The 13,633-nt window shown below is 63.3% G+C and carries 11 protein-coding genes, 1 pseudogene and 2 riboswitches; of the genes and pseudogenes, 1 reads left to right on the plus strand and 11 read right to left on the minus strand.

Translation table 11 applies throughout. The features are described 5' to 3' along the window. Positions 1-38 precede the first annotated feature (38 nt). Both ABIN98_RS22770 and ABIN98_RS22775 read right to left on the minus strand, forming a co-directional pair. Complete coding sequence (locus tag ABIN98_RS22770; protein WP_346913436.1) at positions 39-1,121, minus strand: hybrid-cluster NAD(P)-dependent oxidoreductase; 1,083 nt, start codon at positions 1,119-1,121, stop codon at positions 39-41. Continuing rightward, entirely contained in the window at positions 1,118-2,350 is a 1,233-nt protein-coding gene (locus ABIN98_RS22775; protein WP_346913438.1) for an aromatic ring-hydroxylating dioxygenase subunit alpha, read from the minus strand. Before ABIN98_RS22775 ends, ABIN98_RS22770 begins: the two co-directional genes overlap by 4 nt. 123 nt (positions 2,351-2,473) lie before the next feature. After that, positions 2,474-2,677, minus strand: a riboswitch (cobalamin riboswitch). Positions 2,678-2,807: 130 nt separating this feature from the next. After that, a riboswitch (cobalamin riboswitch) is annotated at positions 2,808-3,013 on the plus strand. Positions 3,014-3,143: 130 nt separating this feature from the next. Here ABIN98_RS22775 and ABIN98_RS22780 point away from each other — a divergent pair. After that, positions 3,144-4,265: a 5-methyltetrahydropteroyltriglutamate--homocysteine S-methyltransferase gene (locus tag ABIN98_RS22780; RefSeq protein ID WP_346913440.1), complete on the plus strand. Its 1,122-nt coding sequence runs from the start codon at positions 3,144-3,146 to the stop codon at positions 4,263-4,265. Between the two features lie 73 nt (positions 4,266-4,338). Here the strand turns inward: ABIN98_RS22780 and ABIN98_RS22785 are convergent, their stop codons facing one another. The 9 genes and pseudogenes from ABIN98_RS22785 to hutI form a co-directional block, all read right to left on the minus strand. Then, entirely contained in the window at positions 4,339-4,881 is a 543-nt protein-coding gene (locus ABIN98_RS22785; protein WP_346913442.1) for a flavin reductase family protein, read from the minus strand. 321 nt (positions 4,882-5,202) lie between these two features. Next, complete coding sequence (locus tag ABIN98_RS22790; protein ID WP_346913444.1) at positions 5,203-6,015, minus strand: amino acid ABC transporter ATP-binding protein; 813 nt, start codon at positions 6,013-6,015, stop codon at positions 5,203-5,205. Between the two features lie 19 nt (positions 6,016-6,034). After that, positions 6,035-6,694 carry an amino acid ABC transporter permease gene (locus ABIN98_RS22795; protein WP_346913446.1) on the minus strand — a complete coding sequence of 220 codons (660 nt, stop codon included), beginning with the start codon at positions 6,692-6,694 and terminating at the stop codon, positions 6,035-6,037. 9 nt (positions 6,695-6,703) lie between these two features. Further along, positions 6,704-7,357, minus strand: coding sequence for an amino acid ABC transporter permease (locus tag ABIN98_RS22800; protein ID WP_346913448.1), 654 nt, complete (start codon positions 7,355-7,357; stop codon positions 6,704-6,706). A gap of 83 nt (positions 7,358-7,440) precedes the next feature. Continuing rightward, on the minus strand, positions 7,441-8,259 hold the full coding sequence (locus tag ABIN98_RS22805; protein ID WP_346913450.1) for a transporter substrate-binding domain-containing protein: 819 nt from the start codon (positions 8,257-8,259) through the stop codon (positions 7,441-7,443). 64 nt (positions 8,260-8,323) lie between these two features. Beyond that, positions 8,324-9,982: pseudogene (gene hutU, locus ABIN98_RS22810) on the minus strand (urocanate hydratase); the annotation flags it as partial. Positions 9,983-9,996: 14 nt separating this feature from the next. Beyond that, positions 9,997-10,821 carry an N-formylglutamate deformylase gene (hutG, locus tag ABIN98_RS22815; protein ID WP_346913452.1) on the minus strand — a complete coding sequence of 275 codons (825 nt, stop codon included), beginning with the start codon at positions 10,819-10,821 and terminating at the stop codon, positions 9,997-9,999. Beyond that, positions 10,818-12,365: a histidine ammonia-lyase gene (gene hutH / locus ABIN98_RS22820; protein ID WP_346913454.1), complete on the minus strand. Its 1,548-nt coding sequence runs from the start codon at positions 12,363-12,365 to the stop codon at positions 10,818-10,820. The genes hutG and hutH overlap by 4 nt, the downstream gene beginning before the upstream one ends. Beyond that, positions 12,362-13,528 (minus strand): imidazolonepropionase, encoded by a 1,167-nt coding sequence (hutI, locus tag ABIN98_RS22825; RefSeq protein ID WP_346913658.1) that lies wholly within the window; start codon positions 13,526-13,528, stop codon positions 12,362-12,364. Before hutI ends, hutH begins: the two co-directional genes overlap by 4 nt. Between the last annotated feature and the right edge of the window lie 105 nt (positions 13,529-13,633).

Below are 13,633 nucleotides of genomic sequence, written 5' to 3' on the forward strand. Positions count from 1 at the left end.
TGACACAGGCAACCAGAGCGGAGCCGAACGGAGATCCGTCAGACTTCCACTTCCACCTTGCCGATCGGATGGGAACAGCAGGCCAGAACGTAGCCTGCCTCGATATCCTCATCGGTGATGCCGCCATTGTGCACCATATGCACCTGGCCCGAGACCTTCTTGATCTTGCAGGTACCACAGACGCCGAAGGTACAGCCGGAGGGAATGTTCAATCCGGCCGTTCGCGCGGTGGCGAGGATGGTGTCGGTCTCGGCGCAGGTCTGGGTCACCCCTGAGAGCGCGAACGCAACCTCCGCAGGCGCCGCCTCGTCGGGAACAACATCGCCTTCGACCGGGTTGGCGGCTTCTTCGGCCAACGAGGGGTGGAAGCTTTCCTGATGATAACGCTCCATGGGGAAGCCGAGGCCCGTCAAGGCTTCCCGTACTGCCTGCATGAAAGGTTCCGGCCCGCAACAGAAGACCTCACGCTCCAGATAGTCGGGCGCCATCAGGCCCAGCATTAACTGGTTGAACGTGCCCTGATAGCCGGTCCAGGGCTGGTAGCGGTCGGTCTCCTCGACCACGAATTTCAGGTCGATTTCCGGGAACCGGCTCGCCATGTGCTCCAGCCGCTGGCGAAAGATGATTTCCGACGGACGGCGCGCGCAGTTGACGAAGACCACGTCTGCGGGACGACCCAGGTCGAACATCCAGGTGGTCATCGATATCATCGGCGTGATGCCGGAGCCGGCGGAAATGAAGAGGTATTTTTCCGACGGGTGGTGATGGCTGGAAAAGGTTCCCGCCGGAGCCGAGGCGCGGATCCGCATCCCCGGCTGCAGATTGTCCAGCATCCAGCGGGTGCCGATGCTGCCCTTCTGTGCCTTTACCGTGACCGAGACGGACATCGGCCGCGACGGAGAGGAGGAAATCGTATAGGTCCGGTAGAGCGGTCCGCCCGGCACCGGCAATTCCAGCGTCAGGAACTGACCCGGCACATAGGAAAACAGGGCGCCGGTGGGCGACTGGAAGCAGAAGCTCGCGACATCGGGCGCCTCCGGAATGATCGAGACGCACTCAAGCATCTCGGTCCCGTCCCACACCTGAACCGGATGGGAGATGGTCGGCTGCGGCACCCTCATTCCGCTGCTACCTGCAGCGGCGACAGACGCGTGCCGAGAGTATCGCAATACCAGTCCACGAACTGGCTGACCCCGCTTTCCTGAAGAACGGAATAGGGACCGGGCTCATAGGCGGGCGAATTGATGCCGATCTGGTTGTCCTCGACCACGCGGCGATCCTCGTCATTGGTTTCGATCCAGACCTCGGTGAGGGTCTTGAGGTCGTAGTCCACGCCTTCGACCGCATCCTTGTTCACCAGCCAAGTGGTCTGCACCTCGGTGTGGGTGGCGTCGATGGGCGTCACTCGGAAGGTGATGGAATGATCCGGCAGAAAGTGGTTCCAGGTGGTGGGATAATGGAACTTCATGAGCGTCCCGGCATCGTCGAACGGGACGCGTCCCAGCCAGCGCCGGACCGCGATGTCACCGCTCATGGTGTAGCTTTTGGCGCCGACCTTCAGCGGCGCGCGCGACAGCCTGTAGCGGCCGTCCATCGACAGGTGGAACCGCGAGGGCAGGCCGGCGGCTTCACACCGGTCGAAATGCGCTGCCAGACCTGCAGGCATGTCCCCCTCCTCGATCCCCGTCACGGCAGGATCGTCGGGGAAGGTGCGGCAGAGCGCCGGGTGGTTACCGCCGCAATGATAGCATTCGCGGTTGTTCTCCCAGACCAGCTTCCAGTTGCCGTTCTCGATGATCGTGCTCTGATGGGCGATCTTCGCGTTACCCAGATCATGCGGAGCCAGATAGGGGGTGGCAAGGTCGGCGAACGTGTCGAAATCCGGAGCCTGATCGGCCAGGCAGATGTAAACCAGGCCTGCGAGGTCACGGCAGTGGATCGGCTTGAGCCCGTGGGCGGCCGGATCGAAATCGCCGCCCATGTCCCGCGCCCAAAGCAGGCGCCCGTCCAGTTCGTAGGTCCACTGGTGATAGGGACAGACCAGCTTCGGCACATGCCCCGAGGCGCCCTTGCAGATGATCGACCCCCGATGCCGACAGGTGTTGTGGAAGGCGCGAATCTGCCCGTCCTGACCGCGCACGATCATCAGGCCGTAGGCGCCGACGCGATGGGTGACGTAACTGCCGGGCTTTGGAACCGCGCAAGCCGGAATGGCATAGAGCCAGTCGCGATAATGGATCCGCTCAAGATCCAGCGCGAAAAGGTCCGGATCGACATAAAATGCCTGATCGAGGGAATAGCCCGGCCTTTGCCGGGTCAGAAGGTCACGTGCTCTGGCCTCTGCGTCCATGGCCCTGTCTCCGTTGCCGGGCGGGTGCTGCCGGCAGCTCTTGAAAACGGGGGAAGGAACAGGGGAGAGCACGCCCGAGCCCAGGAAACAGGCACGACGCATGATCGCCCCCACCGCCACCCGCGGTTTGACGTCATGACAGGCTGGTTTCCGGGCTTGGGACCCGCCCCTTGCGGGGCTTTCACGCGACACCTTCCCAGGGGCTCCTCCCTAGTGGTCTGTTGCCGCGCGTATGCCGTCCTTTACCGTTGCGGGGGCAGCGCCGGAGTTGCACCGGCTTCCCAATTCTCGGCCCCGAGGGGCCGCACCCGACATGTTGGCTCCATTTTAGCCGCAACGGACTGCGTCCAAGCGCCGATTGCGACATGGAGAAGCCTGAAACGGACGCGTGGGTGTGAATGCTGGGCTCGATCGGATTCATAGCCTTCCACCCTTGACAGCACCCCGCCTAAATCGGACACAAACACCTGCTTCCGGTGCCAGGGCCACGCGTCCCGGCGAATAGGGAACTGCGGCGCGGTGCCTCCCCCCAAACCGCGACTGCCCCCGCAACTGAGAGCGGTGAGCGAAACCGACGAACCACTGGCCTGGAACCGGGCCGGGAAGGACGGTTTTCGCGCTGAGCCGCAAGTCAGGAAACCTGCCGGAAGCACACCTGTTCCGGACGCGGCGCACGCTCCGGGAAAGGGATTGCCTCAACCGGCACCCCCCTTGAAGGTGATGTCCGAAACCGCCCGCGCGATTTGCGGGCATTCCGCTGACCTGTACAGGCCGGCGAGAGGAGAAAACCAAGATGACAGACGTCAAAAAAGAGACCGGATCCCTGAAGCCGCCGTTTCGCGCAGACCATGTGGGCAGCCTACTGCGGCCCGCAGCCATTGCCGAAGCCCGTGCGGCCGGCACCACCGGCGCGGCCCTGAAGGAGATCGAGGATCGTGAAATCCCCGCCGTGATCCGGATGCAGGAAGAGGTCGGGCTCAAGGTCGTGACAGATGGCGAGGCCCGCCGCGCCTACTGGCACTACGATTTCATGGACATGCTCGACGGGATGGAAATCTTTGAGCTCGAGAGCGATGCGCTCGGCTTCAAGGGCGCCACGGTGCAGAAGCTTCCGCGCATTACCGGGCCGCTGAACTTTCCGGCCGATCACCCGATGCTGGAGCATTTCAAGTTCGTCGCCGCCAACACCAAGGTTTGTCCGAAGATCTCCATCCCGGGTCCATCGGCCGTGCATTTCCGGGTCACGCCGGAAAACAACCTGCACACGCCCTATCACGATCACGACACGTTTTTCGCAAGCATCGCGGAGACCTACAAGAAGGCGGTGCAGGCTTTCTATGATGCAGGCTGCCGCTATCTGCAGCTGGATGACATCTACTTCGCCTATCTCGGCGACGAGAAACAGCGCGGGATCCGTGCGGCCATGGGGCAGGATCCCGACTGGCTGATCGACCGCTATGCCTGGATGCTGGAACAGGCGATCAAGGACCGGCCCGCCGACATGACCATCGGCATGCATATGTGCCGCGGCAACTTCAAATCCACCTTCATCGCGACCGGTGGCTATGACGCGGCCGCGGATGCGATCTTCAACAAGACCTCGGTCGATATCTATTTCATGGAATACGACAGCGAGCGTGCGGGCGGACTGGAGCCGTTGGGTCTGCTGCCCAAAGGCACAAAGCGCGTAATGCCCGGCTTCATCACCACCAAGACGCCCGAACTGGAAAGCATGGACGACATCAAGCGTCTTTTCGACCAGGCCTCGAAATATGTCGATATGGACCAGTTGGGCATCGCGCCGCAATGCGGCTTCGCCTCGACCCAGGAAGGCAACGCGGTGACCGAGGACGACCAGCGACGCAAGCTGGAACTGGTGGTCCGGGTCTCCGAGGAGTTATGGGACGACGCCTGAAAAAGAACCTTTTGATGAAACAGGACGAGGGCGCTCCGGCGTCCTCGGCCACATTGCGCGAAAGTTGAATGCCCTAAAGGCCGGACGGAAGCTTGGAGCGCATCATCTCTTTTCGGTCGATGGTGTCGCCGTCCACGATGAAGGTCCCGTCGCCCACCGCGTGGATCATTCTTTTTTCCTTGCGGGCGTTGTCGATATAGGCGGCGACGCCCTCGAGAACGATAATGCTGTGCCGGTCGACGAAGTCGACGACCCGGCATTCGATGTTGGCGAGACATTCCTTGATCAGCGGCGCTTTGACGTGTCTGCCGTTGACGCGGGTCAGGCCGAATTTCTCGAATTTGTCCGTATCAACTCCCGAACACACCCCGATGCCGACGGCTGTGTCGATCAGGTCGACCGTGGGAATGGAGAGCACACATTCCTTCGTGTCGCGCAAGGCCGCGTAGGAATGGTTCCAGGGCCCGGTGGTGATCGCGAACTCCGCGGAAAAGCCCATCACCATGGTCCAGGTAATGGTCATGATGTTGTCCTTCGTCCCGTCATGAGTCGTCACCAGAACGACTGGCCCGGGTTCGATCAGCGTGAAGGCTCTGCTGAGTTTGAGATCGTCCATCGGTTTCCCTTTCCGGTTCGAACAGTCGTACACGGGCGAAGGTCTGCCCGGTCGCGGACAGCCGTTGCCGGGAGGCTAATCGATGGCCAGCCTTCGCGAAAGCGGTAAAGGGCAACCTGCTCAATCAGAACGTATGGTGTCATCCCAGCGAAGGCTGGGATCCAGTAATTCTCTGAATTTGCTTGTCTTTTCCAATCGCACGCGACACGGGATACTGGATCCCGGTCTTGCCGCTGGCGCGGCAAACCGGGATGACAAGCCTGAGGTTGTCGCTGGTTTTCGGGTCCTATAGCCGTGGACCGGGGAGCCAGGTCTCGCGCCTCAAACTACGTTCCGCTCCCGGTAAGTCTGCAGGAAGGAGCGGACGCGGGCATCGTCGGGCTCGCGGGCGAAGATGTCGGCGGGCGGGGCGCAGGTGACGAGGCGGCCGGCGTCGAGGAAGGCCACCCGGTCGGCGACGTGAGCGGCGAAGCCCATCTCGTGGGTGACGACCACCATGGTCATGCCTTCCGCCGCCATTTCCTTCATGACGGCAAGCACCTCGCCGACCAGTTCCGGATCGAGCGCCGAGGTCGGCTCGTCGAAGAGCATGACCCTGGGTTCCATGGCAATGGCGCGGGCAATCGCCACGCGCTGCTGCTGGCCGCCGGAGAGGTTGGCCGGATAGCTCTGCGCCTTGTCGGAGAGATGCACCTTGGCGAGGGCTGCCTCGGCCTTCTCGCGGGCCGCGACCTTGCCCATGCCCTTCACCTGGACCAGCGCCTCGGCGACGTTTTCCAGGGCCGTCATGTGCGGCCAGAGATTGAACTGCTGGAACACCATGCCGATGTGCTGGCGCTGCTTGCGCAAGGTGCCCGATGACCGCGCCTTGCGCGGCGAGACACCCTCCTGCCAGCCGATCAGTTCGCCTTCGAGGCGGACCTCTCCGGTGTCATAGGCCTCCAGGAAATTCAGGCAGCGCAGCAGGGTGCTCTTGCCGGAACCGGAGGGCCCGATCAGGCACAGCACCTCGGAGCGGTTGACGTCCAAGGTGACGTCGCGCAGGGCGACGAAGTCGTCGAAGGACTTGCCCATGTTGCGCACCGTGATGATCGGTTCGCCGGCGCCATTGGAGTTCGGTGTCGTGTCGGCCATGGTCAGGTTCCGTTATTTCTCAGGCGCGTTTCAGGTGGCGCGTCACCCGCGCCTCGACCCGGCCGCCCAGCCAGTTGGTGCCGATCACCATCAGCCAGTAGAACAGCGACAGCACCAGGAAGGGTTCGACGTAGGTGAAGGTTTCCGCCGCCATGGTCTGGGTCTCGTAGAGCAGTTCCGGCACGGTAACGACGGAGAGGATCGCGGTTTCCTTGGTCAGGATGATGAAGAAGTTGGTCAGCGGCGGCGTGATCGGCACCAGCATCTGCGGCAGGACGATCCGGCGCAGGATGGTGGCTTCGGCCATACCGACGCAGCGCGCTGCCTCGACCTGTCCCTTCGGTACCGCATTGAAACCGGAGCGGAAGATTTCCGAGAAATAGGGACTGCCGTAGACGATGAAGCTCAGGATGCCCGCCTGGACCGGGGACAGCACCAACCCGATGTAAGGCCCGCCGTAATAGAGGATGAACAGCTGGATCATGAAGGGCGTGCCGCGGATCACCTCCACATAGGCGTAGATCACCCAGCGCACGGGCGCGATGCTCCAGCGATAGAGGCAGGCGATCACGAAGCCGAGCACGAGGCCGCCGAGCGAGCCGGCGGCCCAGCACAGGATGGTGACGCCGAAGCCGCGGATGAGGGCTGGTCCGTAGCGGACGAAGAGATCAAGTTCCATCGCCCGCCCTCACCCGGCCTGAAGCCGTTTTTCGGCCAGCCGGCCGAGGCCGGATATGACCAGGTTGATCAGGAAATAGATCGCAGCCGCCGCGATGTAGATCTCCAGCGGCCGGTAGGTCTGGCCGGTGATGTTCTGGGAGATGCGGGTCAGCTCGCCGATACCAACCACCGAGGCCAGCGAGGACACCTTGACCAGCAGAATGAGTTCGTTGACCAGCGACGGCAGGCCGATGCGGACCGCCTGGGGCACCAGGATGCGCTTCCACAGCGAAAAGGCCGGAATGCCCAGCGCGTGGGCGGCTTCGGTTTGGCCGGCGGGAATGGCCTGCAGTGCGCCGCGCAGGATCTCGGCCGTATAGGCGGCAGAACACAGACCGACGGCCAGGATAGCGGCAGCAATCGCCGGCAGGTCGAGGCCGACGTAGGGCAACATGTAATAGGCCATCAGCAGCTGGACGAGCAGCGGCACGCCGCGAAAGAACGAAATGTAGAGGGCCGCCAGGTTGGACAGCAGCGGATTTTTCGAGATCCGCGCCGCGCACAGGAACACGCCCCAGATGATGCTGATCGCCATGCCGGCGACCGAGATCAGCAGGGTCCAGCGGGCCGCAGCCAGAAGATAGGGCAGATTGTGCCAGATGACGTCGAATGAAAAATTCACGCCTTACGTCTCCGCTTTTTCGATGCGGGCACTATGACAGTGAAAAGCCCGGCAGGGGATCCCCCGCCGGGCTCGTCGTCAGATTACTTGACGTCGGGCATGGTGGTCGGCAGTTCCGGAGCGGTGCCGAGCCACTTTTCGTTGATGGCCTTGAGGCGGCCGTCTTCGTGCATCTTGAGGATGGCGTCGTTGATGGCTGCGATCAGCGTCTTGCTTTCCTCACCACCGGTGCCGACCCAGCCGAAGTACTTCGGATCGCCGAAGGGAGGCATGACCATTTCGAACAGGCCCGGACGCTGCACGGCGGCATAACCCATCAGCGGCATGGAGTTGGCAACCGCCTGGATACGGCCAGCGGCAAGATCGGCAAGTGCTTCGTCGATGTTGACGTATTCACGCACGTCGGCCGGCGGGTTGAGGGTTGCGGAGAAAGCCTTCAGCTGTTCCAGCTGGGCGGAGCCCTTCTGGGACCCGACCGCCTTGCCGGCAATGTCTTCCGGCTTGGAAATGCTGCCGTCGCCGGCCTTCTTGGCAAGGGCAACGGTCGCGTTGCCGATCGGCAGGGTGAAGTTGTAGCGCTTCAGGCGCTCAGCCGTGATGGTGACCGGCGCGTTGACGAAGTCGAACTTGCCGGCTTCCAGGCCCGGCAGGATCGACTGCCAGGGCAGATCGAGGAACTCGACCTCGACGCCCAGTTCCTTGGCGACTTCGGTGAAGAGGTCGTGGCAGATGCCCTCGTACTTGCCGTCGACCAGAATGTCGAAGGGTGCGTAATGCATCTCGGTGGCAGCGGTCATCTTGCCCTTTGCCTTGATGTCGGCGAGCTGGTCCGCGTGGGCGGCGCCGGCCAGTCCGAGGCTGACACCGACGACGGCTGCAAATCCAATCAGTTTCTTTTTCATGTGAGCTGTTCTCCTGTTGTCCGGTTAGGTCTTGTTGTTCTTGTTTATTCAGCGGGACCGAGGATCCCGGAAGGTTCAAGTGATGGTCTTTGGCACAGTCGATTGCGATCTGATAGCCGGCGTCCGCGTGCCGCATGACCCCGGTTGCGGGGTCGTTCCACAGCACGCGGGCAATCCGTTCATCAGCTTCTTTCGTGCCATCGCAGCAGATCACCATGCCGGAATGCTGGGAGAAGCCCATGCCGACACCGCCACCGTGATGGAGCGAAACCCATGTTGCGCCCGAGGCGCAGTTCAATAGCGCGTTCAGAAGCGGCCAGTCGGAAACAGCGTCCGATCCGTCCTGCATGGCTTCCGTCTCCCGGTTGGGAGAGGCGACGGAGCCGGAATCCAGATGATCGCGGCCGATCACGACCGGCGCCTTCAGCTCGCCGTTACGCACCATTTCGTTGAAGGCAAGGCCGAGGCGGTGACGCTGGCCGAGGCCTACCCAGCAGATGCGCGCCGGCAGGCCCTGGAACGCGATCCGTTCGCGCGCCATGTCGAGCCAGTTATGCAGGTGGTCGTCATCGGGGATGAGTTCCTTCACCTTGGCATCGGTCTTGTAGATGTCCTCCGGATCGCCCGACAGCGCGCACCAGCGGAACGGACCGATGCCCTTGCAGAACAGCGGACGGATATAGGCAGGCACGAAGCCGGGGAAGGCGAAGGCATTCTCGAAGCCCTCGTCCAGGGCGACCTGGCGGATGTTGTTGCCGTAATCGAGGGTCGGAATGCCCCGGTTCCAGAAGGCGACCATGGCTTCCACATGTTCGCGCATGGAGGCGCGCGCCGCCTTTTCGACCGCCTTCGGATCGCTCTCGCGCTTGGCGCGCCATTCGCCCAACGTCCAGCCCTTGGGCAGATAGCCGTTGATCGGATCGTGGGCCGAGGTCTGGTCGGTGACGATGTCGGGATGAATGCCGCGCGCGGCCAGTTCAGGGAAGATGTCGGCGGCATTGCCGAGCAGGCCGACGGACTTCGCCTCACCCGACTTGGTCCAGGCGTCGATCATGGCCAGCGCCTCGTCGAGGGAGGTGGCCTTCTCGTCGACATAACGGGTGCGCAGGCGGAAATCGATCCGGGCCTCGTCGCATTCCACGGCGAGGCAGCAGGCACCGGCCATGACGGCGGCCAGAGGCTGGGCGCCGCCCATGCCGCCGAGACCGGCGGTCAGGATCCACTTGCCCTTGAGGTTGCCGTCATAATGCTGGCGGCCGGCTTCAGCGAAGGTCTCGTAGGTGCCCTGGACGATGCCCTGGGTGCCGATGTAGATCCAGGAACCGGCGGTCATCTGGCCGTACATGGCCAGGCCCTTCTTATCCAACTCGTTGAAATGATCCCAGGTCGCCCAGTGGGGCACCAGGTTGGAATTGGCGATCAGGACCCGCGGCGCATCCTTGTGGGTCCTGAACACGCCGACCGGCTTGCCGGACTGGACCAGCAGGGTTTCGGTCTCTTCCAGGCTTTTCAGCGCGGAAACGATGCGGTCGAAGTCGTCCCATGTGCGGGCCGCGCGGCCGATGCCGCCGTAGACGACCAGCTCATGCGGGTTTTCCGCCACGTCCGGATGCAGGTTGTTCATAAGCATGCGCAGCGGAGCCTCCGTCAGCCAGGACTTGGCATTCAGCTCCGTTCCGGTCGGCGGGAACACGTCGCGGGTGTTGTGGCGGCGGTCAGCCATGGACATTCCTCCGGTCATCTTGTTGTTTCCTTTGCGCCGGTCTTCGGGAGGTTGCCGGCGACCCGGACGAGTTCGTCCAGCATTTCCTTCAGATGCACCCGAAGCCGCTCCGCCTTTTCCATGTCATAGGCAAAGGGGGCCGCTTCGGTCGTGAGATGGGTCGATTGGGCGAGTTCCATCTGGATGGCGTGGACACCGGTTTCCGGCCGGCCGTAATGGCGCGTCGTCCAGCCGCCCTTGAAGCGGCCGTTGAGCACGCTGGTGTAGCCGTCCGCTGCCTTGGCGCGGGCGACGATCGCGGCCTCGACGGCCGGCGAACAGGTGGTGCCGCCGTTGGTGCCGATATTGAAATCGGGCAGCGTGCCTTCGAACAGGAAAGGCACGAGCGAGCGGATCGAATGGCAGTCGTAAAGGATGGCGACGCCATGCAGATCCCTCACCCGCTCGATCTCGGCGGCAAGCGCGTCGTGATAGGCAGCATGCCAGGTCTTGCGGCGCTGCTCGATCTCGTCGGCCGAAGGTTCTTCGCCGTCTAAATAAATCGGACGGCCGTCGAAATCGGTCAGCGGGCAGAGCGACGTCGTGTTCTGACCCGGATAGAGGCTGACGCCTTCCGGGTCCCGGTTCGCATCGATGACATAGCGGTGGAAGGTGGCGCAGACCATGGTCGCGCCGGACAGCAGGTTGGAATAGAGCCGGTCCACATGCCAGTCGGTGTCGGCGATGGCCAGGCCGGTGTCGTTCAGCCGGGCGCGGATGTCGTCGGGAATGAACGTACCCGCATGCGGCACACCGAGAACGACCGGGCTGTCGCCGGCAAAGATCTCGACGGGCTTCATGGCTGCCATCCCAGGTTCAGGAGCTCGTTTGTCGATGCCGCGCCGACCACGGTGCCGGAAGAGACCAGACCGGCAGCCCATTTGATGTCGGGGGCCAGGTAGCGGTCGGTTTCGAGCGGCGCCACGTCCTGGCGCAGGCGGGCGATCACCGCCTGCAGGGCTACGCTCGTCTTCAGCGGCGTGCGGCACTCGATGCCGAGCGAGGCGCAGAGCAGTTCCACGCCGAGGATGTTGGCGAGATTGGCGTTCATCCGGCCGAGCCGGCGTGCCCCATGGGCGGCCATGGAGACATGGTCTTCCTGGTTGGCGCTGGTCGGGGTGGAATCGGTCGAGCAGGGATGGGCAAGATGCTTGTTCTCGCTCATCAGCGCCGCCGTGGTCACTTCCGCGATCATCAGGCCGGAATTCAGGCCCGGATCCATGGCGAGGAACGGCGGCAGGTCGAAGGAGAGCGTCGGATCAACCATCAGCGCGACACGCCTCTGGGCAATCGAGCCGATCTCGGCAAGGGCAAGGGCGATCTGGTCGGCTGCAAAGGCGACCGGTTCGGCATGGAAGTTGCCGCCGGAAACGATGCGGTCCGCCTCGGTAAGGACCAGCGGATTGTCGGTTGCCGCATTGGCCTCGATTTCCAGCGTCCGGCCAGCCATGCGCAGAAGATCGACGCAGGCGCCGACGACCTGTGGCTGACAGCGGATGCAATAGGGATCCTGGACCCGGCTGTCGCCATCCCGGTGGCTTTCGCGGATTTCCGAACCTTCCATCAGATCGCGCATGGCGGCGGCGACCTCGATCTGGCCGCGATGGCCGCGCAGGGCGTGGATTTCCGGCAGGAGCGGCGCGGTGGAGCCCATGATCGCGTCGGTGGAAAGCGACGAGGTCACCAGGCAGGCCTGCGCCAGGGCCCAGGCGTCGAACAGGCCGGCAAGCGCATAGGCGGTCGAGAACTGGGTGCCGTTGATAAGGCCGAGGCCTTCCTTGGGACCGAGCACCACCGGTTCGAGACCGGCCCTTTTCAGTGCCTCCGCGCCGGGCAGGCGTTCGCCGTCAAAATCCGCCTCGCCCTCGCCGATCATCACGGCGGTCATGTGGGCGAGCGGCGCCAGATCACCGGAAGCCCCGACAGAGCCCTGGGATGGCACGACCGGCCGGACGCCTTTCGCCAGCATGTCCTCGATCAGCTCTAAGATTTCCCAGCGCACGCCGGAGGCACCGCGGGAAAGAGAAAGCAGCTTCAGCACCATCATCAGCCGGACGACGGCGGGCTCGGTCTCATCTCCCACGCCGGAACAATGGGACAGGATCAGGTTGCGCTGGAGGGTGGCGGTGTCTTCCGGCGCGATCTTCACACTGGCGAGCTTGCCGAAGCCGGTGTTGACGCCATAGACGGCTTCGGTACCGAGGGCCGCCTGGCGGACACGCTCCGCCGCCGCGTCGATGGCGGGCTTCGCCGCGCGGTCGATGGTGACCGGAACAGCCGAGCGGTAGACCGTTTCCAGGTCCTGCAGCGTGACGACGCCAGGAGTGAGAACAATGCCGGTCATGCGGCACCTCCGAAAATGCGCCGATAGAGCGGATTGAAGCCGATCCGGTAGCTGAGTTCAGACGGATGTTCGACATCCCAGACGGCCAGATCGGCCCGCTTTCCGGTACTCAGAGTACCACAATCATCAAGGCCAAGCGCCTGCGCGGCATTGCGCGTCGCACCTGCCAGCGCCTCTTCCGGGGTCATGCGGAACAGGGTGCAGGCCATATTCATGGTAAGCAGCAGGGAGGTCATCGGCGAGGAGCCAGGATTGCAGTCGGTCGCAACCGCCATGGGTACGCCGTGTTTCCGGAAGAGATCGACCGGCGGCAGTTGGGTCTCACGCAGGGTGTAAAACGCGCCGGGCAGGATCACGGCGACGGATCCGCTGTCGGCCATGGCCTTCACGCTGGCCTCGTCGAGATATTCCAGATGGTCGGCGGAAAGCGCGCCGTATTTGGCTGCCAGCGCCGCACCACCCAGATTGGAGAGCTGTTCGGCGTGGAGCTTGACCGGCAGGCCCAGGTCCTTCGCCATATCGAACACCCGGGCGATCTGTTCCGGCGAAAACGCAATGCCCTCACAGAAGCCGTCGACCGCATCGACCAGGCCTTCCGCGTGAGCGGCTTTCAGCGCCGGAAGGCAGACCTCGGACAGATAGCGGTCCGGCTCGCCCTTGAATTCGGCCGGGATCGCATGAGCGCCGAGGAAGCTGGTCTTTACCCGCACCGGGCGTTGTTCGCCGACCTTGCGGGCGACGCGCAGCATGCGCAGTTCCGTCTCGATATCGAGGCCGTAGCCGGACTTGATCTCCAGCACGGTGATGCCTTCTGCGAGCAGCGCATCGACCCGTTTCAGGGCATCGGTCAGAAGCGCGTCTTCGCCGGCCTCGCGAGTGGCACGAACCGTGGAGACGATGCCACCGCCGGCGCGGGCGACTTCCTCATAACTCGCCCCTTGAAGCCGCATCTCGAACTCGCGGGCACGGTTGCCGCCGAAGACCACATGGGTGTGGCAGTCGATCAGGCCCGGCGTCACCAGACGTCCGTCGAGATCTTCCGCCGGAAGGTCTGCGAAGGAGGACGGCAGGCTTGCTGCCGGCCCGCACCAGGCGATTTTGCCCGCCTCGATCACCAGCGCACCCTGCTCGACCAGACCGTAGGCTTCGGCCTCCGGCTCCATGGTGGCAAGCTTGACGTTGGTGAGAAGAGTTGCCGACACGTTTCGTTCCAGGGCTTGATTAAATCGCGATATAAGCGATTATGCATGCACATATTAACCTGTCAA

It is taken from the genome of uncultured Roseibium sp. (assembly GCF_963675095.2).
Classification (GTDB): Bacteria; Pseudomonadota; Alphaproteobacteria; order Rhizobiales; family Stappiaceae; genus Roseibium.